Genomic DNA, 25981 nt, shown 5'->3' with positions numbered 1-25981 from the left:
CAAGCAAGCCGATTATTTGAAAATCAGCTGCACTCCGTGCGTCTTGCGCTCGGTATCGAAACGGATGGAAATTTTGCTTTCCAGCACCCCGGTTCCCACCAGGAAATCTTTCACTTCAATGGCGCGCGCCTGGGCCGCTGCTTTGGCATTGCCGACATCACCACGATAACAATGGCCACGAATGGCAATGGCCTTGCTGGCTTTCAATTGCGGCAGCAAACGCAACAGCTGTCCCTGCCCTACCGGATCCAGCTTGGGGCTCATCTTGTCGAAGGGGATGAAATTCGAATCAATTGCCATATTGGCATCAATCTTCTTTTCCAGTGCAGCACGCTCAGCAGCCATTTTTTGGGCTGCAGCAACGGCTACAGGATCCACCGGATGAGACGTATTGGCACATCCAGCCAATAGTGAGGAAAACAGGCAGGCTAACAACAATTGCTTCATGACAAACATCCGAGAAAAGCGGAAAACAGCCCGCTCCGGACGGAGCGGGCGCTATGCTCAATTCACAGGAATCAGGCGATAGTCTTGTTGCTGGTCAGATCCCAGCCGGCGCTTACATTGCCGCCGCCAGTACCGTCAGCACGTTTCTGCTGGGTGTAGGTCCACTTGATCTTGCCATAAGAGAAGCTCACCTTCTCGCTGGGGAAGCCGGCATCATTTGCAGAACCAGTCGGCTCAACTTTGGAAATCAGGACTTGTTCCATCTTGATTTCCATGTATTTCACCTTGTCTCCACCAGCACGGCACAGTTCAATCACAACTTCCTTGATGTGCTTACCAGTGCAGCAAGCCTCGTAAATCTTCGGGCTGGCCTTGTCCAGAAAGTGGGTGATCTGATAGGGAGCATGGTTTACACGCTCGGCAGTAGCACCACCGGCCGAGCTGGCAGTGGACTGTGCCGGCTGTTCCAGAGCATGGGCGAAGGACAGGATTTCGATCCAGTCTTTATGCTTGTCGTCAGTACTTTCACCAGGAATACCATCAATTTTCAGGAATGCATCAAAAGCCATTATTACTTCTCCTTAAAGCAAGAACAAAACGGAGGACACCCTCCACAATCACCAATTAAGCTGCGGGCTGCGGCAGTTCCGCCACCAGTCGCAACGAAATGGTCAACTCATCAAGCTGGAAGTGCGGACGCAAAAAGGCAGCTGCACGGTAAACTCCAGGCTTGCCCGGCACTTCCACCACATCCACCCGAGCCTCGCGCAAAGGATATTTCGCCTTGGCTTCCTGGCTGGCCGAGTCATCCAGCAATACGTACTGCGCCAGCCAAGTATTAAGGTAGTCCTGCACATTCTGACGGGAAGCAAAACTGCCGATCTTGTCGCGCATGATGGACTTCATGTAGTGCGCGATGCGCGATACCGCAAAGATGTACGGCAGCTGGGTCGACAATCTGGCGTTGGCATTGGCAGCATCCGTGTTGTATGTCTTGGCTTTCTGCACCGACTGGCCAGCAAAGAAAGCGGCATAATCCGTGTTCTTGCAGTGAACCAATGAAATCAGTCCCAGATCCGACAACAGCTTCTCGGTGCGATCGGTAATCGCCACCTCGGTCGGGCACTTCAACGCCACCTCGCCGTTATCAGTTTTAAAGGTATGTGCCGGCAAACCCTCTACCAAACCACCCCCCTCAACCCCGCGAATGGCCGCCAGCCAGCCGAACTGAGCAAACGCATCAGTCAACCGCGCAGCATAGGCATAAGACGCATTGGTCCACAGGTACTTGCCATGATTGCTGCCGTCGACATTTTCTTCAAAATCAAAGTCTTCAACCGGAACATTGTCACGGCCATACGGCAAGCGCCCCAGCACATGCGGCAATACCAAACCGACATAGCGCGAATCCTCAGACTCACGGAATGACTTCCATTTGGCATATTCAACGGTATCAAATATTTTGGCAAGATCTCGCGGTTTGCCGATGTCGGCAAAGGTTTCCAGACCGAAAAGACCGGGCGCAGCAGCGGAAATCAACGGAGCATGGGCCGCAGCAGCCACATGGGACAGTTCATCCAGCAGGTAAAAGTCTTCCGGATGGCGGGTAAATTCATAATCCCCCACCAAGGCTGCATAAGGAGCGCCACCGAAAGTACCGTATTCTTCTTCGTAGATTTTCTTGAACAGTGCGCTCTGGTCAAACTCGGCTGCCGATTTGAAATCCTTGACCAGATCCTTCTTGGAAACATTGAGCACCTTGATCTTCAGCATGGTGCTGGTTTCTGACTCTTTGATCAGATAGTTAAGACCACGCCAGGAGGCCTCCAGCTTCTGAAAATCGGGCTGGTGCATGATGGTATTGAGCTGGTCGGAAATCAGGGCATCGATTTCGGCGATTCGGGCATCCAGGCTGGCGCTCAAATCACGAGAAATGGTCACACTGCCTTCCAGCACCTGTTCGGCCAACTCCGAAATCAAATCCCGGGCATGGCCTTTTTCGCTGTCATTGGTGGCAACATGGCTCTGCTCGATGATGCTTTCCAGCAGGCTGGAAGTATTCGCTGCAGCAGTCGGCTCGATAGTATTCAGCTGTTGTTCCGCGTTCATCGCTTATTCACCCGCCTTGTCATTCTTACCCTGACTGATCTGCCGCAGCTTTTCGGTATCGCGCACGACGTCATCCAGCAGCTCTTCCAGTTTGTCATTGCCAGCCATCTTGTTGCGCAGGTCCGCCAGACGCTGGCGCGCCGCCAGCAACTTGTTCAAGGGTTCAACCTGACGGGCCACGTTTTGCGGTTCAAAATCAGCCAGATTCTGGAAATTCAGTTCAATGCCCAACTGGCTTTCGTCATCGACCAGCTTGTTATCCACCTTCATTGCCAAGCGCGGCGCCATGCCCTTGAGCACTTCATCAAAATTGTCACGGTCAATTTGTACAAACTTGCGCTCTTTCAGTTTGGGAAGCGGCTCTTTGCTGTGCCCGGCGTAGTCACCCAGCACACCCATGACAAAAGGCAACTCTTTGGTCTCGATGGCATCGCCGATCTCAACGTCGTAGGTAATCTGTACGCGCGGCGGACGTACGCGCGACAATTTCTTTTGTGTACTTTCGTTAGCCATCATGACTCCCCAAGGTTTGAACTAATCGCCAAAAAGATTAAACAAGGCTGCGCGAAAGGCTGGCCATCACATCGCAAAGCTGAGCTACCGAAAACTGCGGATCAGTCAGCCGGCGGCTGAGAATATAGGCTGCCTCCGCATAAGACTGATGGTTGCGCCACGGCGCCTGCTCATCATCAACATCAATTATGAAACGGGCATCTAGGGGGACACCCCAGCACTGTGCCAGCAGATGCTCACTCAGTGCACCCGGCACGAGGGCCAGATAACTGGCTTGTGGCTGACGGATAATCAGACACTGCACCGGGATATCCCGCATACCAGCGGTAGCAGCGGAAAACAGTGACAGCCAAGTCACTGCGGCCAACATATCCTCACCCTCACCTGCCGGCAGCGGTAGCAAATACGTTTGTGCAGATAGGCTGTCCTTGAATTTGCGCAGCAACTGGCTGTGAAACACAAAGGACAGCAGTAAGGCTTCGATATCCGTATCGCCATGCTGACGCAGCAATCCCGCCAGGTAATCTGGACGAGTCAAAGACAAATGCCTGCTGAGCAGTTGTTCTGCCAGTTCAAGATCTGCAGCCGAGCTGGCTCCGAAGATTGACTGCTCTTCCAGGTATTGCCGGCAGGCCAGCATCTCGACCGCATTGTCAATGGCGTTGCCAAGCTGCTCTTGCAAACCATTGAAAAACAATTCGTTGGAGAGCATCAGCACGGCAATCGGCGGCTGCGGGCCATCGGACTGCAGCAACGATGCCGCCACCAGCGGGTAATTCCGCCCGCTTTCATCATGGCTGGGATGAATCACACCCAGCGAAAGCCAGGCACCATCTCGCGAGCGGATGACAAAAGAAGTGGGTGGCATGGCGCGATAGCCATCGATCCGGGCATCGGAGTCGAGTTGCCGGATACTTTCTGCCAATACCGTATCCAGCTGAGTAGCTGCCGGGTGCGTCGCATTGATGCGTACGAAATCGCCACGGCGGGGCAGTTTGCCGAAAATGCAAAACTGCGCCGGCACGTCTTGAGCACGTTTGAAATTAAAGGCCATGTGACTGTTTTCCTGTTACAAGGTCACACGCTCTGGCAACGTCAATTTGTATAGTTTGATCAATTGCAAAGGGTTGACTCCACCGACCATACGGAAATTGAAATGAACGGACTGGCCATCGGCGGCCTTGCCGGCGGACCAGCTCAACTGGGCCAGATCAGGGCTGTCCTGTGTTACTTTGGCACTGGCCAACAAACGCATCAGACCCATACGACCAGACTGATTGGCAATGACACTAACCGCTCCGCTGTAGGACACCACCTGAATCCGTGCCCCACCACTAGCGTCGTTACCAGGCCAGGTAAACGGCTGCCACGTTTGCGGGCCATTGCGATAGCGCAACTCCTGACCGTCAATCACGAAGGAAATGTCAGATAGTCCTGGCGTTGGCTGCGGCTGTAATTCGAAGCGGCTGTTTTCACCATCCTGCAACTGATTACTGGCCAATGAACTGAGTCTCCCCACGCTGGAGAGAAACTCCGGATTAAAGCGCATGCCCTGATTACCCCAGGCACGCGGCACCAGAGTATCGCCCTTGCGCTGCACCAGACCGTTCAGATACTTGTTGACGAACTTGTCCAGCACGCCATCATTGGCTTTGACAAAGCGATTGATCTCGGCGACGGAGGCCGTGGTGCTGGAATCACTGAATGGATACTTGCTGGCCAACTGTCGCCATTGCGGCAAAACCTCATTCGCCCAAGCCTGGTTGATATCCTGCTGAGCCGGCGCGAGGATGGCAGAATAGGACTGTGACAAAGGCCGGATCAGCATCGGCCGTACCATTACGGCAGTGTCAGCCGGCACCTGGCTGAGCAGGGAATTGTCGACATAGCTAGTCGTATCGGCCAGTTCCGAGCCAGAACCATTCAACGTGGCTTGCAGAGTATTGCGGGCTTGCGGGCCGGGCTCGTCGGTTGACGCAATACCCGCCAGCTTGGCCTTGAGTTTGGCCAGTTGATCAAGATAGCCGTTGATGGGCGGATTATCCCCCTTGACCAGCAAGGCTACGCCGGCAAATACCTGCCCTACCTCACCGTACTGCTTGTCGGTTTTGGGCTGTGCTTGTCCGTCGTTGCCCTTGATAAAATCAGCCGTTTTTTCCAGCACTGACTGTTTGGCATTTTCCAGCGAGCGATTCAGCTCTGATGGGTTATCCCAAGCGGTTTCCACTGCGGCACGCGCCAAGATCAACTTCACCGGTGAAGTTTGCTTGTCTGCCAGACGGGTCAAGGCCGATGCCGATTGTGCCGGGCTGGTGAAATCACGCGTGGTAACCCCAGGCAGGAATTTTTTCCAGGCTGCAATATATTGAGCTCGGTAAAGCGCCATCAAGGCTGCGCGGTTCTTCTCGATATTGCCATCACGCCCCAGATTGTCCTGAATGGAGGAAGCCAGCACCCAGTCATCACCGCGAATTTCGCCCTTGCTCGCCTCATCTATCGCCGTCTTGACATAGGTATTCCAAGCTTCCCTGGTAAACGCACCTTCAACCATCTGGCTACTGGCCATGATGTCGAGATCGTGATTATCCAGAATGCGGGCAACCGTCAACGGGGCAAAACGGGTATTGGCACGGGCACGAATTTCGTTGTAAACCCGCTCTTCGGCAGAAAGATGTTTGTAAGAACCCCGTAGTACTTCACGTGCAGCAGCAACTACCTGAGCGTTGTTGTCGATAACCGGCAGGTCTGGCTCATGGATCTGGCTGACATAAAAGGCCACCAGTTTCTCAGCAACTCCCATGACCTCGTCCACAGAGTACTGCCCATGCTGACTTTCCAGGTAGGGCCGCCAGTAACGCGGAATTTGGTCAATCAGATGTGCCTCATCCATACGCTTGCGGTCATGCAGCATCAGATAGGTTTTCAGTGCGTTGTAGCCTGCATCCAGCTGGCGCGACTGATTATTCGTGGCAGTAACCGTAGCCGGCGCCGCTTCTGCGGCCGGACTGGAACTCTCGGCAGCGGTTGCTTTCTGTGGCCAGCCCAGCGCGCTCAACTTGATATTGGGCAGGCTATTGCCATGGCGCGGCGGACGCGGCTTAGGCTTGACGGGCGGCTTTACCACGGGCTTAGGCATATCCGTGACAACCGGTACCGGTTTAACAACCGGCACTGCTTCCGCTTGCGGCTTATAAGCCACCAGAGTGGCTTCCAGATTGCGCTGCACCGGTTGCAACATGACTTGCTTCAAACCGGCAAAATATTCTGCGCGCAGCCCTGCTTCCAGTGCATCGCCCTGATACAAGCCCCAACCCAACTGCCAGGGGGCTCCATTCTTGCGATAGGCCTGCAGCTCTTCCAGCCGTTGCTGTAGCAATTGCAGAGACTTCAATTTGTTGTACAGCTGACCACTAGCCGCCAGCTTGCTGGCTTCAGCACGCTCTGAGGTGATTTGCTCGATCAGCCGTTGATTGCCGATATAAGTCCACGACCAGACGCCGGCCAGCCCCGCCAGCAGCAAAACACCAACCCCCATAATGGCCATGCGCAAACGCCCGCCACCGGGTGCCGTCTGTCGTGAAATCAGATGCTGGTCCGGAAAAAGGACGTCGCGGAAAAAGTCACGCAAGAAAAAACTGTACGAAGACGGCGGCTGCTTGGCGTCCTTGCTCAAGGGGCTGAGATCGAACTGGCCCTGCACGCGATTGGCAGCCACGATGCGCGGCACCCCTTCCTGCAGGGCGCTGGTAAAGTAAAATCCACGCAGCAGAGGCCGTGCATGATAGGGATCTTCTTCGTGCAACAGCTTGATGAATTTGACAACGGCTGGCTTCAACCCATGGAATTCAATGGGAAACGCAAAATGTGCGGGCTTCACCTGGCTGCCGCGATATTGCACCAGCTTGTCTTCCCCAAGCTGAACCAGTCCGCGGTACAGCAATTCGAACTGCTGTGCCACAACAGTACCCACATCAAAACCATTACCCTGCTCTGCTGACAAGGTAGCGCCCCATACCTGGGCACGGGCCTCGTCGTCTGCATCCAGGAAAAACTGGCCAAAACCACCCAGCAAATCCAGCTTGGTAAACATCAGATACACAGGCACCTGTGCACCGAAGGTATTGCACATTTCATGAATACGCTCACGAATCTGCCGAGCATAGGTGGCGAAGCCTTCACTATTATGCTGAGCCAACTCCGGCAGACTGATCGCGATCAGAATGCCATTTACCGGCGCTTTGGCACGGTACTTTTTCAATAATTTGAGAAATTCCAGCCACTCAACACGATCCTCGGTATGCGTAGCATAACGACCGGCGGTATCAAGCAGTACCCCTTCAGTGGAGAAGAACCAATCGCAATTGCGCGTTCCACCAACCCCCTGGATACCACTCTTATCGCTAAACGGAAACGTTAGCCCCGACTGCAGGATTGCCGAGCTCTTCCCAGCAGCAGGGTGGCCGATAATCATGTACCAAGGCAGTTCGTATAGCGCAGCGCTGCCACTGCTGCTGCCCAGTTTGGACTTTTTCAGGGTATCCACTGCCGCCAGTAGCTTCTGACGCAACATGGTTACCTCGGCCCGCTTACCGGCATCCGCACCGATCACAGCGTCATCCGCCTGCTTGCGCAGCATTTTCTCGAGTAGGCCGCCGGCACGGCGGGTCAGCACCTGTCCCACCAGCAAACTCAGTACCCATAGCAGCATTACCCCGAGAATCCAACCGAGGCGCGCTTCTTGGGAAGCTAGACCCATCCAGGGACCGATAAACCAAATCAAAGCGATCAGGATCAGAAAACCGATTGCTGATGCCACTTTTCCGTGCCGAAGCCAACCTTGCATAACCATCACTTAGCAAAAATTAAAAGAAGGGCTATTTTCTAGCCTGCAAAGCCCGAATCGAGCCTGTCTGTTCGATATGGCCAAAATCTTTGAAACTCCAATTACCACCCCAGGTCAGGCCAGCCGCTTGCGACTCCTCACCCAAGGCCTGATACGCTTGCATCGCCCACGGGTCACGCTCAGATATCACCACCTTGCCATTACGGATTGGAGCCAAATCGACAGCCAAACCATATTGATGCTTGCTCTCCCCGCCTTTGGCTTGGGTCACATGATTGCCTTGGGCAGCCAAGGCATTCTGACGCTCAGGGCTGCGATATCCTTCAAGCAAAACCATGGAAAAACCGCGCTCTTTCATCGATGCCATCACGCGCAATACTGTTTGTACGAATGCCGGATTCAAGCGACTCCAATCACGACTCGCATGATTGATATCCAAACTGGGTCTTTCGGCTTGGGCATCGACAAAGGCAGCTGGCGGCAGGGCCGGTGGCGGCACCAGTTTTTCTTCCCGCAGTGTTTGCTTGATGCGCTCGGCTTGGGCATAGTCCTGTGCCACGTAGTCCGGCCGCTGATAGTAGCGCCCCATATTCAAGACCAGCAGCACCCCCAACCCCACCAGCGGCAAGGACAGCAAAGGGAGCAGCAACCAGCGAAAGCTGTGACTTACCGCCGGGCTTTGTGCCTGAACATTGGCAACTGACCCAGCAGGCAGCGTTCTCAAGTCAACCGCTTCCTCCATACTCAACAAGGGCTTTGACAGCAGCACTTCTGTCGCCTGCGAGGCCTGAAGCTGATGAACCTGCCTCTGCGCACCGGCTCCCAAGAAGTAACGCCAGCCAACCCATGCCAATAGCAGTACAAGCAAGGCCACCAGTACCGGCAAGGCAAAAATCATCTGCATGACACAATCAACACCCGAGAATCATAATTGCATTTAAAGTATTATCACAATATGTAACAATACGCAAAAAGAATATTATAATGTAATTTATTCTGTCGAAAAGATAACTGTAAGTACTAGTAAAAGTACCGATAGAATATGCTACGCGGTTTTTTTCAATCAGGAACGAGCATTATCCAATGACATTTAGTTTGAAAAGTCATCGCAAAAGCCTGCTGGCAGGCATCGTAATTCCGCTGATGCTCAGCGCCTGCAGCGGCCCAAAAATGATCGCCATCCACGGGGAAAGTGCCGCCGGCCTCAACCGCGACGCACAAGGCAAACCGCTATCTGTGGTCGTGCACATCTACCAATTGCGCAGTGCCGACGCATTCAACAGGATGACAATGGACGCCCTGCTGGCGGGTAAAACAGAGCAGGATCTGCTAGGAAACACCCTTATTTCCAGCAAAGAACTGACCATGATTCCGGGCAAGTCGGTGACCGATAGTGAAACCATCGGTGAAGAAACCCGCTACGTTGGCGTGGTCGGTTTTTTCAGGCAGCCTGACCCAGGTTACTGGAGGCTGCTGTTTGACGCCGATGCCATCAAGAGCCGTGGACTGATCTTCAAGGCCGCTGATTGCTACCTGCAGCCGGTGACTGCCAAGAACATTGCAATTCCGGGGCAATCATCACAGCCTCCCGCCGAGTGCACCAGCAAGCGGCGTTGATTTAGCCTGCAAATAATTGCCCTCTGTTGCAATTTAACAACGATTGTTATTAGTCCATTAATTGAATATTTAATTATTGCTATGCACATTCCATTTGCCATAAATATGACAAATGATATTACTACTAAGTAAAATCCCTTAAGCACTGTGAAAATCAATGCAGCGCATTGATCTACAGTTGCAAATGCAAGGTCATCACAAGATGCAATATGCAAAAAGAGTTCTGTGGGGCGAAGGCATGTTTTTGCGGCCACAGCATTTCCAGCAACAGTCATTGTTCCTAGAACAAAAAAGTGCACAGCTACTACAACTGTCCGGCCGCCATTGCTGGGGCGTCAGCCATTTGCTGGTTGATGAAACCGCACTGAAAGCCGGCATGGTGCGTATCGACGCCCTGACCCTGCTGTTTCGTGATGGCACCCTGTACCAGGCACCAGGCAATGCGGCCCTGCCCTTGTCCAGAGAGTGCGCCACCATCCCCCAACTTGGCATCAAGACCACCCTCTACGCCTGTCTTGCCCAGCTGCAGCCATACGGGGGGAACACCCGCAACGGTGAGGCACTCAATCGCCCTACCCGCTTCGTCAGCCACAACAGCGAAATCGCCGATCTCTACACACAGGCATTGGAAGCGGATGTCAGCACACTGGAACTCGACGTGAAGCTGATGTTCGAGGAAGAGAACCGTGACGGGTATGAATCTATACCGCTTTGCCAACTGGAAAAGGATGCAACAGGCCAATGGCGTGTCTGCACCGGTTTTATCCCTCCTCTACTCACCACCGAGGGATCAACCGAAATTCAGCAGTTGTTGCGCCGGCTTTTGGATATTTTGTTAGTGAAGAACCAGTCCTTAAGCAACAGCCACCGCGAACGTTCAAAAAGCGTTGTTGAATACGGCTCAACAGATATCAGCTCATTCTGGTTATTGCACACGGTAAATCGTAACTTCGCCCGACTGCGCCATCTGTCACAAAGCAGCCCGCTACACCCGGAAGAGCTTTACATGGCGCTCGCTGAATTCTGCGGCGAGCTGCAAACCTTTGCCACGCTGTACACGCTGTCGGACATTCCCGCCTACCGGCACGACCAGTTGCATCTGGTACTGCCGGTACTGGATCAGCAAATCCGCGAACTGCTGGAAACGGTCATCTCGGCACGCTACACCATCATCCCCCTGCACTCGCCCAAGCCATCCTTCTTTATTGGCCGACTGGAAAGCGACCGCTTACTGGATAACGTCGATTTCTACCTGTCAGTACAAAGCGAGATGCCAGCCAGCCAGGTAATCGACAGCGTGCCGCTCAAACTCAAGATCGGCGCACCGGATGATGTGGAAAAAATCCTGAACTCGGCGCTGCGTGGCGTAGCACTCAGCCATGCTGCGCAAACGCCCTCTGCCGTACCGGTGCGTGTTGGCAACCATTACTTCGCCCTCGAACCGCACGGAGATATTTTTGGCCGCATGCTGCAGTCACGCAGCATCTGCATCTACCTCCCGCAAACCCTCGCCAATCTGTCACTAGAACTGATTGCTGTTTTCCGTTGATAAGGCCATGAACCAAACTACCGCCCTCCCCAACCAAGAACGCCCACTAGCCGTTACCCCTTCTGCGGCTCCCAGCCTGCGCGAGATGCTGGAAGACGGCATTTACCTGCTGTTTTTGCTCAAAGACGGTAATGCACCCGGCAGCGCAGTGGAGTTCAATCGCCGCGTGGACCAGTTCCTGGCGCAATACGAGAAAACCGCGCGCAATTTCAACAAGGACATGAATGCAGTCAACTACTCCAAATACGCTTTTTGCGCGCTGATGGATGAAATCATTCTGTCGTCGGAATTTCCCTTGCGCGACGAATGGGAACGCATGCCCTTGCAATTGCGTCTGTTCGGCGAACATCTGGCGGGTGAGGGCTTTTTTAGCAGACTGGAACAATTACGACTGGAACCGGCACAGCAGATTGAGCCATTAGAAGTGTTCTACAGCTGCCTGCTGCTGGGCTTTCAGGGCAAATATCTGCTGGAGGGCGAAGAGAAACTGGGCTATCTGACCCACAAGCTGGCACAGGAGATTCAGCAAGTGCGTGGCGGCAAGGCCGAATTCGCCCCTAATGCCCAGTTGCCACAACGCTTTCAGGCTTTTGTCCGGCACGAGCTCCCCCTATGGCTGTACTTCGCCCTGCTGGCCATTGCCGGTAGCGGCATCTTCATGACCTACCGCTGGTTGCTGGCCAAGCAGCTAGGCAAACTGTTTGCCAGCTGACATGAGCACGCTTAGTCGCCACGCCCTGATCCAGCCCTCGGTACTCGACCGTTTGCTGGATGATGAACCGGACAGATCGCGCCAGCCCGAGGCCATGCTCTACGAGCTTGCCCAATTCAAGCGTTCGCTGGCGCGCGATCTTGAAGCCCTGCTCAACACCCGCACCATGCCGCTGGACGACTTGTTCGACGCCTACCCGCTGGCCAGTAGCAGCATGCTGCGTTTTGGGATTCCTGATCTCAGCGGCATCAGCCTGCTGAACCCGGATGATCGGGAATTGCTGCGCGAACAATTGCGGCGCGCCATTGAGACGCACGAACCCCGGCTATCAAGAGTGCGCGTCAATCTGGATGCCCCGCGTGAAATGGAAAGACATCTGCGTTTTCGGGTGGATGCTGTCTTGAAAGTCCACCCGCATCGCCCTCCGGTTACTTTTGATGCGACGTTGCAACTGTCATCCAATGTGTACAAGGTGCAGTAAACAGGCGTGGACTGAGCGACTGACATTTAACTTACAAACTAGATGACCAGGAAGCAGAGCTACGCTTGGCGGACTTGATGGTGACACTTTAGATGACGTTTGCAAAAAACTATTCGAATAGATGCCTGCTCAGCATTGGCATGCTGCTACTCGCACAACAAACAATTGCAGCGTGCAATAAGGCAGACTGGCAACAACTGCTGCGCCATGCCGACGCATCCGCGGTGGTCAGCCATATCAAGAACCATCACTGTGAGCTTGATCAATCGCTAGACAATATTTCCAAGACAGCACTGGCTTATGCGATCGACAGTCGTAACCGTGCAGCGGTGCAAGTGTTGCTGCAGGCTGGTGCTGATGCCAATGTCGATGGCTACGATGGCCGCACACCATTGTTTTACGCGGCGGAATCCAAGGACGTTGGTATCGTGGAAGATCTGATCACCAAGGGTGCCGATGTCAATGCATGTACACGCACCAGCGGGATCACCGTACTGATGATTGCGGTGCTTGAGTCCTCACCGGCCATCGTTGCCTCTCTTGTGGCACATGGCGCATCGCTGGATGAAACCGATAAATACGACCAAACGGCCATCAACTACGTCGACAAATTACCCGCCCATCGACGGGCATCAATGCGGGCAGCGCTGAGAAAGCGTTGAGTGCGTGCTCAGGCCATCAGCTTGCGGTCGCCAAACCAGTCCGCCAGCATCTGGCGGATAGCGGTTGCGTTGTACTTGGGAGCGCGGCTGTCAGACCAGCCGGCGTGATCGAGATGGAAGTTGTAGCGTTGGAATTCCGGTGACTGATTAAGGGCATTGCTACGGGTATAGATGGTGACCCACGGGTCGCCTTCACGCCAGGCGATGGCCACCGGCACCCCTTCCACTTCACCCGACCATAGCTGGTCGGTCTCGCAAAAATGCACATCATCCAACAGCACCATATTGACCACAGCGGGCAGTGCACCACGCTCGGCATACACCTTGCGTAGATGGCGGCAAAGCCTTTCCTTGCTGCCAATGGCAGCGCTTGATCCGCGCAGCAGGAAATAGCTACAGGTACAAGTCAGGGTAGCAGGGTCGACACGGTAGCACTTGCCCGGGGTGATGGTGCTATGCAGGATGACTGCGGGAATGTCCAGCGGCGGAAAGGTAAGCCTGTCACGGATGTAGGGCCAGGGACGGCGGGTCCAGGAGTCGTCGCGCGTCTTGCGGATGGTCACTACCTTGCCAAGTACGCTATCGCCCGGCGGCCTGCCCTGCCCGGTCAGGGCATCAGGATCATGCTGGCGCAGCGCGCCGCCTAACAAGCCGGCCAGAGCGGCGACAGTACACCCCACCAGGACCAGTGTCAGCATGGCCAGCCACATACCATTCCCCCAGATTCGGCCGACTATTGCAGCCTTGTTTATTTTCTTTTGTCAATCCCTGCCCAGGCTGGCTGGTGCATTACCCTTGTTGTAGTGCAATTCACTTCACATTTCGACCCGCCAGCATCAGCCCAGCAGCATGGCGACGTAAAAAAACCGGCCAAAGCCGGTTTTTCCTGCAGCCCGCCAGAGGCGGCCGATTTTACTGCTTAGCGTGATTTTACAAACGGCACGCCAATGGCCTTGGGTGCCACGGCTCGGCCGACAAAGCCGGCCAGCAACAATACCGTCAGCACATAAGGAATCACCTGGATGGCCTGCGAGGGAATCTGGCCAACGATAGGCAAATCCACCCCTTCCAGCCGGATCTGCGAGGCGTCGGCAAAGGCAAACAACAGGCAGCCCAATACCGCCGGCAGCGGACGCCACTTGCCGAAAATCAGCGCAGCCAGTGCCAGAAAGCCCTTGCCGGCGGTCATTTCCTTGATGAAGCTGCCGGTCTGGTATACCGACAGGAAAGTACCGGCCACCCCGCACAGCACGCCACCCCAGAACAGGGCGATATAGCGTACCCGCGCCACCGACACGCCCGCAGTATCCGCCGCATGCGGATTTTCACCCACCGCACGCAGGCGCAGGCCAAAACGGCTGCGATATACCACCCAGCTCACCACGGGAATGATCAGGATGGTGAGGTAAACCAGTATGCTGTGCCCGGACAGCAGCTTGCTGTAGAGATGGCCAATGACTGGGACATTCGACAGCGCATCGGCAAACGGCAGGCTGATGTCGTGGAAGCGTGAATCGTCATCCAGCTGCGGGGTATTGCCGCCCTGCTGGAACCAGGCCAGCCCCAGCACCGGCGTGATGCCGGAGGCAATGGTGTTGATGGCCATGCCGGAGATCAACTGATTGCCGTTATAGGTGACCGAAACAAAAGCATGCACCATGGCCAGGCTGACCGAGGCCATGATGCCGGCCAGCAGCCCCAGCCAGGGAGAATGCGTGACAAAGGCAGCGGCAGCAGCGGCAAAAGCCGCCACCAGCATCTTGCCTTCCAGGCCGATGTCCACCACGCCGGAGCGCTCGGAGAACATGCCGGCCAGTGCCGCCAGCACCAGCGGCGTAGCCACCCGGATGGTTGAGTCCAGCAAGCTGAACAGCTGCTCCATTATTTGTCCTCCTTGCGCTTGAACAGGCCGGCAATAAACGGCTCGAACAGGTTTTCCAGCGCGCCGCAGAACAGGATGATCAGGCCCTGGATGAAGATGATCATTTCGCGGGTAATCACCGGCTTTTCAAACGACAGCTCCAGCCCGCCCTGGGTCAGGCCGCCAAACAGCAGGGCCGACAGAATGATGCCCACCGGATGGTTACGTCCCATCAGCGCCACGGCGATGCCGACAAAACCCACGCCATTGGTGAAGGACACATTCATGCGGTGGGTGGAACCCAGCAGCTCGTTGATGGCGGCAAAGCCGGACAGCGCACCAGACACACACATCGCCAGGATGATGGTCTTGCTGACATTGATGCCGGCATAGCGGGCGGCGCTCTCGTTCACGCCCACCGTACGCAGCTGGAAGCCCCAGCGGCTATGCCACACCAGCAGGTAAAACAGGCCGCAGGCCAGCAGCGCCATGACAAAAGTCAGGTTCAGCGGCGTGCTGGGCAGGCTGATGCCCATGCCGGCAGCCACCTGATGAATGGCAGGAATCCATGAAGCCTGGCCAAACTCGCGGGTGGTGGGGTTTTGCGAACCGGCTTCGATCAGGTGATGGCCAATCAAATACAACATCAGCGAATAAGCGATGAAGTTGAACATGATGGTGGTAACCACGATGTGGCTGCCACGGCGTGCCTGCAGCCAGCCCGGAATGAAGGCCCAGGCCGCACCAAAGCCCATGGCAGCCAGAATGCACAGCGGCACCAGCACAATCGGCGGCAGGGTGTGATCAAACGCCAGCACCACCAGCGTCACCCCCAGGCCAGCCAGATAGGCCTGCCCTTCGCCACCGATATTGAACAGCCCGGCATGAAAAGCCGTGGCCACCGCCAGCCCGGTAAAGATGAAACCGGTGGTGTAGAACAGGGTGTAGCCTATGCCCTCGCCACTACCGAAGGCACCACTGACCAGCAATTGCAGGCATTCCCACGGATCTTCGCCTATCATCCAGGTCACGAAACCGGTCACCAGCAAGGCGGCCAGCAGATTCAATGCCGGCAGCACAGTGAGCTGTGCCCAGCGCGGCAATGTGGACGGTTGTCCGAATTTCAATGTTTGTGCCCCCCCATCAACAAACCCAGCGAAATGGTGTCGGCATCCCTGGCCGCCACTTCGCCGCTAATCTGCCCGCCGGCCATCACCAGAATGCGGTCGGACAAGGCCAGAATCTCTTCCAGTTCCACCGACACCAGCAGGATGGCCTTGCCGGCATCACGCAGTTCCACCAGCCGTTTGTGGATGAACTCGATGGCACCGATGTCCACGCCACGCGTCGGCTGGCCGATCAGCAGCAGTTCTGGATTGGCGTGAATTTCACGCGCCAGCACCACTTTTTGCTGATTGCCACCTGACAGCAAGCCCACGCGCAGCTGGGCATTGTCCGGACGGATATCAAACTGACGGATGAAATCGCGCGTGCGCGCCAGCAGCGCCTGGCGAGAATACAAGCCACCCTTGCTGACGCTCTTGTCGTCGTGATAGCCAAGAATGGCGTTCTCGAACATGGGGAAAGACTTAACCAGCCCCTCGCGCGAACGGTCTTCCGGCACATGGGCAATGCCCTTCTTGCGGTACAGCGCCGCCCGCGGCTGGCTGGATTTTTCCTGTAGCAGATCCGCCCCCTGATAGCGGATTTCACCGGAAGTCGGCTCCAGCATGCCGGCCAGCACTTCCAGCAGCTCGGACTGGCCGTTACCGGACACCCCGGCAATGCCGACGATCTCACCGGCACGCACCTGGAAATTCAAATCGTCCAGCAGCTTGACACCGCGCGCATCGGTCAGGCACAGCTGGCGCACGTCCAGCACCGCAGCACCGGGCTCGCGTTCGGCCTTGTCCACCTTCAGCGTTACCTTGCGCCCTACCATCAGGTCGGCCAGCTTTTCCTTGTCGACATCCGCCGTGCGGACATTGCCCACCACGGTGCCGGCACGCATCACGCTGACCGCGTCGGTGATATCCATCACCTCGCGCAGCTTGTGAGTGATCAGGATCACCGTCTTGCCCTGCTCGCGCAGCGCACGCAGAATGCAAAACAGGTGGTCGGCCTCCTGCGGCGTCAGCACGGCTGTCGGCTCGTCCAGAATCAGTACGTCGGCCCCGCGATACAGCGCCTTGAGAATTTCCACCCGCTGTTGCAGGCCAACACCCAGCTCGCCAACGATGGCGTCCGGATCCACCTCCAGTGAGTAATCACGATTTAGCGCCTGCAGATGTTCGCGCGCCTTGGCCAGGCCCTGCTTGAGCAGCAGGCCGCCTTCGGCGCCCAGCACGATGTTTTCCAGCACGGTGAAGTTGTCCACCAGCATGAAATGCTGATGCACCATGCCGATGCCCAGGCGGATGGCCTCCTGGCTATTGCGGATGCGCACTTCCCGCCCATCGACCGTGATGCTGCCGCTGTCGGCCTGGTAATAGCCGTACAGAATGCTCATCAGGGTGGATTTGCCCGCGCCGTTCTCGCCGATGATGCCGTGTATGGAGCCCTTGGCGATGTTCATTGAGACATCGCGATTGGCCTGCACTGCGCCAAAGCGCTTGCAGATGCCGTTGAGCCCGATGGCGAAATCAGTCATGCCCGTATTTCCCCGATTTCCATGAATCCGGTCGGCGGCCCCGCCAGAACCAAACAGGCACGATAGCCTGAGCCATCGTGCCTGCAGTCCTCCCGGGCCGCGACCGGGAAAATATCTTCAAATAGACTTATTTCACCGGGCAGCTATTGCTGGCGCGGTAGTCGACCACGCTAAGCTTGCCACTGATGATGTCCTTCTTGGCTGCGCCGATTTTCTTTTCCATGTCGGCAGAAATCAGCTTGCGGTTATTGCTGTCCAGCGCCCAGTCCACGCCGCCTTCCTTCAGGCCCATGACCTTGACTTCCGGCTTCCAGCTGCCGTCGCGGGCGGACTTGAATGTGTCGTACACGGCATTGTCCACGCGCTTGACCATGGAGGTCAGCACATAGCCCGGGTAGAGGTGGTTCTGGTTGCTATCCACGCCAATGGACAGCTTGTTGGCGGTCTTGGCAGCCTGCAGCACGCCCAGGCCGGTGCCGCCGGCAGCAGCGAACACCACGTCAACACCGCGATCAAACTGGCTCTTGGCCAGTTCGGTACCACGTGCCGGGTCGTTGAAGGCCTGCGGGGTGGTGCCGGTCATGTTCTGAATGACTTCAGCCTTCTTGTTGGCGTACTTGGCGCCCTGCACATAGCCACAGCCAAAGGCGCGGATCAGCGGCACATCCATGCCACCGATATAACCGACCTTGCCGGACTTGGAGGCCATAGCAGCGGCCATACCCACCAGGAAGGAGCCTTCCTGTTCCTTGAACACGATGCTCTGTACGTTCGGACCCTTGGCCACCGAGTCGATGATGGTGAATTTCACCTTGGGAAATTCCTTGGCCACGGTTTCTACCGCCTGGGTGAAGGAGAAGCCGACAGACACGATCAGGTCAGCATCCTTGCGCGCCAAGTTGCGCAGGAGCTGTTCCTTTTGTGCTTCGGAGGCAATGGTGCCTTCACGATAGCTGATCTTGAATTCCTTCTTGAAACGCTCTGCGCCATTGAACGCCGCTTCGTTGAAGCTCTTGTCAAACTTGCCGGCCTGATCGTAGATCACGGCCGGGGTGAAGTCCTTGGCAAAGGTGGCACCGGCCAGCATGGACAGGGCGACGGCAAGGCTTGCTCGTTTCAGTTGGATGGTCATATCAGGAACTCTTGGTTTTGTTGGTCAACATGCACGAGCGGACGCTAGCCTGTTCATGCACCATCGGGAAGCCCCACCTTCCGCATTGGCTATTTTGCACCCATCACCTGCTTATGGCTAAACCGATGTCAGCCGACAAGGCAGTATTTCAATTTGGTGGGCGCGGCGAATTGTAATGACCGGGAAATTGACTGTAAACAATTTCCTCTCCACTTTGAAATACCTTGTCGCAAAGCTGGTAATTGAGGGGCTGAATTCGCAATGATCCGGCGTTAAAAAACCGCAGCGCGCAGCAAATTTATGCCTATTTGCATGACCGGATCACAAAATATGACGTTTTCCTGAGGCAAGCGCAAGAAGTCACTGTCAATGCCGCTGACCGGCGAAATTTGACCGTATGGCTGTCGCAATTCGGCCACGGCCTCGCCTTTCGCATATCCAAGCCGCCGGCAAAGCCCTACAATCGCCGCCTTCGCCTCATCCACACCGCCATGCTACCCATTCTCTACCGCGACCAGCAGCTGATCGCCATCCACAAGCCGTCCAACCTGCTGGTGCACCGCTCCGAGCTGGACCGCCACGAAACCCGCTTTGCCATCCAGCTATTGCGTGACCAGATCGGTCAGCGCGTCTACCCGGTACACCGGCTGGACAAGGGCACCTCTGGCGTACTGCTGTTTGCCCTGGACAAGGAAAGTGCCAAGGCGATGAGCTGGCAATTCGAACGCCAGGAAGTGAGCAAGCGCTATCTGGCGGTGGTGCGCGGCCATCCGGTCGAAGCCGGCCATATCGACCACGCACTCAGCCGCCGCGTGGATGACCTGGCCTGGCTGGGTGAAAAGGTGGAACAAGGCCCGCAGGAAGCACAAACCGACTACCGCCGCCTGGCCACGGTGGAGCTGCCGATTGCCGTGGACCGCTACCCCAGCAGCCGTTATGCACTGATGGAGCTGTCGCCACTGACCGGCCGCCGCCATCAGCTGCGCCGCCACATGAAGCATATTGCCCACCCCATCATCGGCGATGCCACTCACGGCAAAGGCGTGCATAACCGCATGTTTGCCGAGCACTTTGGCAGCCAGCGCATGTTGCTGGCCTGCATGGAAATGCAGATCAGCCACCCGGTGACAGGTGCGGCCATCCAGTTGACTTGCCCGCTGGCGGAGGACTTTGCCAGCGTGGTACGCGCACTGGGCTGGGCAGATGCCATCCCCGCCAGCTGGCTGCCGGCCGTCTGAGGCGCGCCCAAATCCGCTACAATGCCGCCATTGTCTTAGAAAGCTGATGCATGCTGAGTTATCGCCACGCCTTTCACGCCGGCAACCACGCCGACGTGCTCAAGCACCTGATTGAAATTGCCGTGCTGGACTACCTGGGCCAGAAAGACAAACCCTACTGGTATATCGACACCCACGCCGGAGCCGGCGGCTACGCCTTGCACGAAGGCTATGCCGCCAAGAATGCCGAATACCTGAGCGGCATTGCCCGCCTGTGGGAGCGTAGCGACCTGCCGCCCGCCGTGGCGGCTTATGTGGATGTGGTGCGCGAGATGAACCCGGATGGTGAGCTGCGTTTCTATCCCGGCTCGCCCTGGTGTGCCGCCGCGGTGATGCCGCAAAGCGACAAGCTGCGCCTGTTCGAACTGCACCCTACTGATTTCCAGCTGCTGGAGCAGAACTTTGGCGGCCAGCCGCGCCGCACCCAGCTGCAACAGGCCAATGGCTTTGAAGGCATCAAGGCCATTCTGCCGCCACCGCCGCGCCGTGGCCTGGTGCTGATCGACCCGCCCTACGAAGACAAGCGCGACTACCAGCATGTGGTGACCGCACTGAAAGAAGGCCTGAAGCGCTTTGCCACCGGCATTTACGCCGTGTGGTATCCCTGCCTGCAGCGCGCCGAGATGAAAGAACTGCCCAAAGAACTGAAAAAGCTGCCGGCCAAGAGCTGGCTGCGCGCCGAGCTGCACGTGCAAGCACCCTCTGCCGACGGCTTTGGCATGTACGGCAGCGGCATGTTCCTGCTCAACCCGCCGTGGACCCTGCCCGCCACACTGAAGGAAGTGCTGCCCTATCTGGTGGAGCAGCTAGGCCAGGATGCCAAGGCCAGCTTCATCCTGGAGACCGGCGGCGATCTGTAACAGACAGTGCCACCGACAAGGCCATCCTGCGCGATGGCCTTTTTGCTGCCCGGCCAACCATAAAAAACGGCTGGCCTGCCAGATGGCAGCCAGCCCAAGCATGAGACTGATGAGAACTACAGGGGAATACCGCAGAAGCCGTTACACCTAGCGCACCACGGTTTGCACCGCCCAGGCATTGTTCTTGACTACGGACAGGGTGACCGGTGCCTTGAGCAGATTGCCATTGGGGGCAAAGGCAAAATCCGCCGTCACGCCGCTGTAGCGGATGGCAGCCAGCTTGGGCAGGTATTTGGCTGGCTCCACCGAGCCGGCCTGCTTCATGGCCTCGGCCACCAGCATCACCCCGTCGTAGAACTGCGGCCCCAGCAAGACCACGTCCTGATGGAAGCGCTCCTTGTAGCGACGCTCAAACTCTTTGCCGGCCGGACGGGCTGACAGGATGCCGCCAGCCACGGCCGAGTAATGCCCGGCGGCATCGGCACCTGCCAGCTGGATAAAGGTAGGCGTGTTCATCATGTCACCGCCCATCAGCTTGGCTTTCAATCCCAGCCGCTTGAGCTGCTTGGCCATCGGCGCAGCCTGGGCATCGGCCCCGCCGTAGAAGATGACTTCCGGATTGACCGCCTTCACTGCGGTGAGGATGGAGGTGAAATCGGTGGCCTTATCCGAGGTGAACTCACGACGCAACACCTTGCCGCCATTGGCGGTCACCGCCTTGACGAACTCGTCGGCAATGCCCTGGCCGTAAGCTGTGCGGTCGTCGATGGCCACAATGCTCTTGGCCTTCAGCGTTTTCACGGCGAACTGCCCCAGCGAGCCGCCAATCTGGCTGTCGCTGCCCACCAGACGGAAGGTGGTTTTATAGCCTTGCTGGGTGTAAGCCGGATTGGTGGACACCGACAGCTGCGGGATGCCTGCCTCCGAATAAATGCGCGAAGCCGGAATCGACACCCCGGAATTGAAGTGGCCGATCACGGCTTTCACTCCGGCATCCACCAGCCGCTGCGCGGCCTGGGTGCCAACGCGCGGGTCGGCCTGGTCGTCTTCGGACACCAGCTCAAACTTGATCTTCTGCCCGCCCACCAGCAGTCCCTTGGCATTGACGTCGTCAATCGCCATCTTGGTGGCGTTTTCATTGTCCTTGCCATAGTGGGCCTGCGGGCCGGACAGCGGCGAGGAAAAGCCGATTTTCACCACCGTATCGGCATGGACGGCCGCCATGGCAAACGGCATCATCATGCCGCCCAGCGCCACCACCCAGTTCATTTCTGCAAACAGTTTCTTCTGTGCCATGTCATTTCTCCTTTGATGCTGCATTTATTCAAGAGAAACCCGCTGGTTTCCCCTGCTACTGCTCCCCCGTCATGACCGGTCTGCGCCGGTGTCTGACAGGATCAAAAACGAGATAGCCGGTAGGGCTGCATATCCAGTGCCGGGCCCTGCCCTTGCAGCATGTCGCACAACAGCACGGCGGTAGTGGCCGCCAGCGTCAGGCCCAGATGGCCGTGGCCGGTGGCAAACCACAAACCGGCCTGCTGCGGCGCCGGGCCGATGATGGGCAGGGTGTCCGGCAGCGAGGGACGGTTGCCCATCCATACCGTCATGTCTTCGGTGGAAAAGTCGCCGACGATGCGCCGGGCCTTGTCCAGCAGGATGTGGGCGCGCCGCCAGTTGGGCGCGGCATCGCGGTGTGCCAGCTCCACCGTACCGGCCAGGCGCAGGCCGCCACCCGCCATGGGCAGAATGACAAAGCTCTCACTGGCGCACTGGATGAAGTGGTGCAGCTTCACCCCGGCACAGGGCAGATTGACGTGATAGCCGCGCTCGCTTTCCAGTGGCACGCGGTAACGGTGCTGACGGGTAAAGCGATCGCTCCACACGCCGCAGGCAATCACCGTGGAGGCTGCCGACAGGCGGCCATGGCTGGCTGTTTCCACCCCGCTCACACGCCCGTCCCCAGCGACCGTAGCCAGCACCTCATCCTGCACAAAGCGCCCACCGGCACGGATGAAGGCATCGAACAGGCCGCGGCTGAAGATGTAGGGGTCGTCCACATGCGACCAGTCCGGCACCCGTACCCCGCATTGCCACTCCTCGGCCAGCAAGGGCTCCTGCTCCAAGAGCTGGCTGCGTGACAAGGCCTGCCACTGCACACCGTGACGACCCTTTTCCTGCCATGCAGGCAGCGCGGTGTCGAACTCCTGCTGATTGCGATACAGGGTGAGGTTGCCGTGGCGTCGCCACATATGCTCCAGCCCGGCATTTCCGATCAACGCGGCGTAGTCATCATTCACACGCCCAAGCAAGGCGGACAGATCGCGGGTGAGCGTGGCCACCTTGCTGGGGCGGCTGGCGGCAAGAAAGCGCAGCAACCAGGGCATCAGGCTGGGCAGGTAGCGCCAGCGCAGGGCCAGCGGTCCCAGCGGATCCAGCATCCAGCCCGGCACCTTGCGCAGCACGCCGGGTTCTGCCAGTGGAATCACGTCGCTGATGGCAAAGGCTCCGGCATTGCCATAGCTGGTTTCCATGGCCGGTTCGCCACGGTCCAGCAGGGTGACGGCAAACCCGGCCAGTCGCAGTTGCAGCGCAATGGCGATACCGACCACACCAGCCCCCACCACGATGACCTCATCTCCCGGTGCAAGGAATTGCGCCATGACTCAGGCCTCCCTCATACCATCCACCAGCCGGCGCAAAGCCAGCGGATTGCCATGCTGCAGGGCTGGCGGCAGCAGTACATCCGGCAGGTCCTGATAGCACACCGGGCGCAGGAAGCGCTGGATGGCAGCAGTCCCCACCGAGGTAGAACGCACATCCGATGTCGCCGGGAACGGCCCGCCATGCACCATGGCATCGCACACCTCAACCCCGGTAGGCCAGCCGTTGACCAGGATGCGGCCGGCCTTGCGCTCCAGCACCGGCAACAGGCTGCGCGCCAGTGCGATATCGCCGTCTTCCAGTTGCAAGGTGGCAGTCAGTTGGCCCTCCAGCGCCTCGGCCAGTTGCAGGCATTCTGCTTCATCGCGGCATTGCACAATCAGCGCGGCCGCGCCGAACACCTCGGCCTGCAAGGCCGGATTGGCCTGGTATTCCGCTGCACTCACCCGCAGCAGCAGCGCCTGGCACTGGTTTGGCCCACTGGCGGGCAGGCCGCAGGCGACTGTCGCGGCATGGGTGGACAAGCTGTCCGCTCCGGCCTGATACGCGGCCCAGATGCCAGGCGTGAGCATGGTTTGCGCCGCGCTTTGTTGCAGCAGATCGGCCGCTCTGGCGACAAAACGCTCCAGCGCGGGCCCCTGTACGGCGATCAGCAGACCGGGATTGGTACAGAACTGCCCTGCCCCCAGCGTCAGCGAGCCGACAAAACCCTGTGCCAGCGCATCCCCACGGGCCTGCAAGGCAGCGGGCAACAGGAATACCGGATTGGTGGAACTCATTTCGGCATAGACCGGGATCGGCTCCGGGCGATTCTGCGCCGCCCGACACAGCGCCAGACCGCCAGCACGCGATCCGGTAAAGCCCACGGCCTTGATACGCGGATCGCCCACCAGACCCTGCCCCACTGCGCGGCCACTGCCAAACAGCAGGGCGAACACCCCGGCAGGCAGCTCACAGCGGGCCAGCGCCCGCACGATGGCTTGTCCGGCCAGCTCGCTGCTGCCGGGGTGAGCACTGTGCGCCTTGACGATAACCGGACAACCGGCCGCCAGCGCCGAGGCGGTATCGCCACCGGCCACCGAAAACGCCAGCGGGAAATTGCTGGCACCGAACACCGCCACCGGCCCCAGCGGGATCTGGCGCTGGCGCAGGTCGGCACGCGGCAGCGGCTGGCGTGCCGGCTGGGCCGGGTCTACCCGTACATCCAGCCATTCGCCAGCCAGAACGGTACGGGCAAAGCTGCGCAGCTGGCCGCAGGTGCGGGCACGCTCGCCCTGCAAGCGGGCGCGTGGCAGGCCGGTTTCTTGCATGGCGCGTTCAATCAACGCATCGCCCAGCGCTTCGATTTCCTCGGCAATGGTTTCCAGCAACTGCGCCCGCTGCGCTGGCGTGGTTTCGCGGTAGACATCAAACGCAGCCCAGGCCAGCGCGCAGGCTTGCGCCAGCTGTGCCGCATCGGCACCGGCATAGGCCGGCTCCAGCGCCAACCCGCTGGCGGGGTCAATCCCGTGGCTAGCCTCGCGCATGCCGGCAACAGCTTGTCCGCCAATCAGCATCTTGCCTGTCAGATTCATATGGTTTCCTGCACCTTCGATGACTGCTAATGAGGTAAACCCGGCCACGCCACAGCGGCATGGCACAGGTAGTCAGAGACAGGCTCAGGCCACATTCAGGCCGGCCGACCAGTTGCGATACCACTCGCGGAACAGCGTGTACTGGGTTTCGGCATAGCGGCGCTGGGCTTCGCTCAGCACGTCGGTTTCGTTAAAGTGCAGGCTGTATTCGGTGTCACCGTTCAGCACCATCAGGTACTTGTAATACAGCACCAGATCGCAGCCTTCATCGAAGGAGGACAGCACCGCCAGCGCGGATTCCAGCTCGCGCGCCTGACGGCGAGCGGTGGCGTCGCCCTTGGCGGCCGCCTTGCTCAGGGCCACCAGGTGCAGCACCTCGCGCGGCAGCGCATTGCCGATACCGGTGATGGCGCCGGTGGCATTGCAATTGACAAAGCCATGCACCACCTGGGTATCCACCCCCACCATCAGGGTGACCTGATCATCCTGCGAGGTGATGTGCTCGGCGGCATAGCGCATGTCGGCCGCACCACCGAACTCCTTGAAACCGATCAGGTTGGGATAGCTGCGACGCAGTTCGAAGAACAGGTCGGCACGGGTGGCAAAGCCGTAGTAGGGACTGTTGTAGATCACCGCCGGCAGGTTTGGCGCGGCAGCGAGGATGGCGGAGAAATGGGCTTTCTGGGCAGCCGGTGATGCACCACGCGACAGCACGCGCGGAATCACCATCAGGCCATGTGCGCCAACACGGGCGGCATGCGCGGCATGGGACACCGCCTCGCGGGTATTCACCGCACCGGTGCCGACAATGGTAGGCACACCGGCAGCCACCAGCCGGGCCACGCCTTCCTGACGCTCGGCTTCGGTCAAGAGCGGCCAGTCGCCCATCGAGCCGCAATACACCACGGCGCTCATGCCGGCGGCAATCAGTTGCTGGCCCTTGGCTACCAGTGCGTCAAAATCCGGCTTGCGCTCTGCAGTACACGGGGTCATCAGGGCCGGGATGCAACCGGTGAAAATGTTGTCGCTCATT

Annotated in this window: 24 protein-coding genes; 7 read left to right on the top strand and 17 right to left on the bottom strand. The window is 57.9% G+C overall.

Going from position 1 to position 25981, the window contains the following annotated elements; translation table 11 throughout:
• Positions 1-12 precede the first annotated feature (12 nt).
• The 7 genes from H2Z84_RS18150 to H2Z84_RS21370 form a co-directional block, all read right to left on the bottom strand.
• Complete coding sequence (locus H2Z84_RS18150; protein WP_181837198.1) at positions 13-345, bottom strand: OmpA family protein; 333 nt, start codon at positions 343-345, stop codon at positions 13-15.
• A gap of 173 nt (positions 346-518) precedes the next feature.
• A complete protein-coding gene (locus H2Z84_RS18145; RefSeq protein ID WP_103525758.1) occupies positions 519-1016 on the bottom strand; it encodes an Hcp family type VI secretion system effector in 498 nt (165 codons plus the stop codon).
• 55 nt (positions 1017-1071) lie between these two features.
• Entirely contained in the window at positions 1072-2556 is a 1485-nt protein-coding gene (tssC, locus tag H2Z84_RS18140; protein ID WP_181837197.1) for a type VI secretion system contractile sheath large subunit, read from the bottom strand.
• Positions 2557-2559: 3 nt separating this feature from the next.
• Positions 2560-3072 (bottom strand): type VI secretion system contractile sheath small subunit, encoded by a 513-nt coding sequence (tssB, locus tag H2Z84_RS18135; RefSeq protein WP_258869476.1) that lies wholly within the window; start codon positions 3070-3072, stop codon positions 2560-2562.
• Positions 3073-3106: 34 nt separating this feature from the next.
• Positions 3107-4123, bottom strand: a complete 1017-nt coding sequence (tagF, locus tag H2Z84_RS18130) for a type VI secretion system-associated protein TagF (protein ID WP_181837196.1) — start codon at positions 4121-4123, stop codon at positions 3107-3109.
• A 15-nt stretch (positions 4124-4138) separates the two neighbouring features.
• Positions 4139-7912 (bottom strand): type VI secretion system membrane subunit TssM, encoded by a 3774-nt coding sequence (gene tssM, locus H2Z84_RS18125; protein WP_258869475.1) that lies wholly within the window; start codon positions 7910-7912, stop codon positions 4139-4141.
• A gap of 31 nt (positions 7913-7943) precedes the next feature.
• A complete protein-coding gene (locus H2Z84_RS21370) occupies positions 7944-8816 on the bottom strand; it encodes a M15 family metallopeptidase (protein ID WP_258869474.1) in 873 nt (290 codons plus the stop codon).
• Positions 8817-8995: 179 nt separating this feature from the next.
• Here H2Z84_RS21370 and tssJ point away from each other — a divergent pair, with 179 nt between their 5' ends.
• The 5 genes from tssJ to H2Z84_RS18095 all read left to right on the top strand — a co-directional run bounded on the left by tssJ (position 8996) and on the right by H2Z84_RS18095 (position 12933).
• Positions 8996-9529 (top strand): type VI secretion system lipoprotein TssJ, encoded by a 534-nt coding sequence (gene tssJ / locus H2Z84_RS18115; RefSeq protein ID WP_181837194.1) that lies wholly within the window; start codon positions 8996-8998, stop codon positions 9527-9529.
• Positions 9530-9686: 157 nt separating this feature from the next.
• A complete protein-coding gene (gene tssK / locus H2Z84_RS18110) occupies positions 9687-11078 on the top strand; it encodes a type VI secretion system baseplate subunit TssK (protein ID WP_309545499.1) in 1392 nt (463 codons plus the stop codon).
• 7 nt (positions 11079-11085) lie between these two features.
• On the top strand, positions 11086-11790 hold the full coding sequence (icmH, locus tag H2Z84_RS18105) for a type IVB secretion system protein IcmH/DotU (RefSeq protein WP_181837192.1): 705 nt from the start codon (positions 11086-11088) through the stop codon (positions 11788-11790).
• 1 nt (position 11791) lies between these two features.
• Positions 11792-12271 (top strand): type VI secretion system baseplate subunit TssE, encoded by a 480-nt coding sequence (gene tssE, locus H2Z84_RS18100; protein ID WP_103525764.1) that lies wholly within the window; start codon positions 11792-11794, stop codon positions 12269-12271.
• 92 nt (positions 12272-12363) lie between these two features.
• Positions 12364-12933, top strand: a complete 570-nt coding sequence (locus H2Z84_RS18095; RefSeq protein WP_181837191.1) for an ankyrin repeat domain-containing protein — start codon at positions 12364-12366, stop codon at positions 12931-12933.
• Positions 12934-12941: 8 nt separating this feature from the next.
• Here H2Z84_RS18095 and H2Z84_RS18090 read toward each other — a convergent pair whose 3' ends face one another.
• The 6 genes from H2Z84_RS18090 to H2Z84_RS18065 form a co-directional block, all read right to left on the bottom strand.
• Entirely contained in the window at positions 12942-13631 is a 690-nt protein-coding gene (locus H2Z84_RS18090) for a hypothetical protein (protein WP_181837190.1), read from the bottom strand.
• 221 nt (positions 13632-13852) lie between these two features.
• Positions 13853-14815, bottom strand: a complete 963-nt coding sequence (locus H2Z84_RS18085) for an ABC transporter permease (RefSeq protein ID WP_181837189.1) — start codon at positions 14813-14815, stop codon at positions 13853-13855.
• Complete coding sequence (locus H2Z84_RS18080; RefSeq protein ID WP_181837188.1) at positions 14815-15921, bottom strand: ABC transporter permease; 1107 nt, start codon at positions 15919-15921, stop codon at positions 14815-14817. The genes H2Z84_RS18085 and H2Z84_RS18080 overlap by 1 nt, the downstream gene beginning before the upstream one ends.
• A complete protein-coding gene (locus H2Z84_RS18075; RefSeq protein ID WP_181837187.1) occupies positions 15918-17444 on the bottom strand; it encodes an ABC transporter ATP-binding protein in 1527 nt (508 codons plus the stop codon). Before H2Z84_RS18075 ends, H2Z84_RS18080 begins: the two co-directional genes overlap by 4 nt.
• A 127-nt stretch (positions 17445-17571) precedes the next feature.
• A complete protein-coding gene (locus tag H2Z84_RS18070; protein ID WP_181837186.1) occupies positions 17572-18576 on the bottom strand; it encodes a BMP family lipoprotein in 1005 nt (334 codons plus the stop codon).
• A gap of 272 nt (positions 18577-18848) precedes the next feature.
• Positions 18849-19061 (bottom strand): hypothetical protein, encoded by a 213-nt coding sequence (locus H2Z84_RS18065; protein WP_181837185.1) that lies wholly within the window; start codon positions 19059-19061, stop codon positions 18849-18851.
• Between the two features lie 6 nt (positions 19062-19067).
• On the opposite strand from H2Z84_RS18065, the gene H2Z84_RS18060 reads away from it, so the two are divergent.
• Both H2Z84_RS18060 and H2Z84_RS18055 read left to right on the top strand, forming a co-directional pair.
• Positions 19068-19814: a tRNA pseudouridine(65) synthase TruC gene (locus H2Z84_RS18060; RefSeq protein ID WP_181837184.1), complete on the top strand. Its 747-nt coding sequence runs from the start codon at positions 19068-19070 to the stop codon at positions 19812-19814.
• Between the two features lie 50 nt (positions 19815-19864).
• Complete coding sequence (locus H2Z84_RS18055; RefSeq protein ID WP_181837183.1) at positions 19865-20713, top strand: 23S rRNA (adenine(2030)-N(6))-methyltransferase RlmJ; 849 nt, start codon at positions 19865-19867, stop codon at positions 20711-20713.
• A gap of 147 nt (positions 20714-20860) precedes the next feature.
• Here H2Z84_RS18055 and H2Z84_RS18050 read toward each other — a convergent pair whose 3' ends face one another.
• The 4 genes from H2Z84_RS18050 to H2Z84_RS18035 all read right to left on the bottom strand — a co-directional run bounded on the left by H2Z84_RS18050 (position 20861) and on the right by H2Z84_RS18035 (position 25980).
• Positions 20861-22009, bottom strand: a complete 1149-nt coding sequence (locus H2Z84_RS18050; RefSeq protein WP_181837182.1) for a branched-chain amino acid ABC transporter substrate-binding protein — start codon at positions 22007-22009, stop codon at positions 20861-20863.
• 101 nt (positions 22010-22110) lie between these two features.
• Complete coding sequence (locus H2Z84_RS18045) at positions 22111-23373, bottom strand: NAD(P)/FAD-dependent oxidoreductase (protein WP_181837181.1); 1263 nt, start codon at positions 23371-23373, stop codon at positions 22111-22113.
• Between the two features lie 3 nt (positions 23374-23376).
• The gene (locus tag H2Z84_RS18040; RefSeq protein WP_181837180.1) at positions 23377-24948 is read right to left on the bottom strand and encodes an aldehyde dehydrogenase (NADP(+)); all 1572 of its coding nucleotides are present in this window, start codon (positions 24946-24948) and stop codon (positions 23377-23379) included.
• 84 nt (positions 24949-25032) lie between these two features.
• Positions 25033-25980, bottom strand: a complete 948-nt coding sequence (locus tag H2Z84_RS18035) for a dihydrodipicolinate synthase family protein (protein WP_181837179.1) — start codon at positions 25978-25980, stop codon at positions 25033-25035.
• Position 25981: the final 1 nt, after the last annotated feature.

The sequence above is a fragment of the Aquitalea aquatica genome (assembly GCF_013911085.1).
Classification (GTDB): Bacteria; Pseudomonadota; Gammaproteobacteria; order Burkholderiales; family Chromobacteriaceae; genus Aquitalea; species Aquitalea aquatica.
The sequence above is the reverse complement of the archived record's forward strand: the minus strand, read 5'-3'. Positions and strand labels throughout refer to the sequence as shown.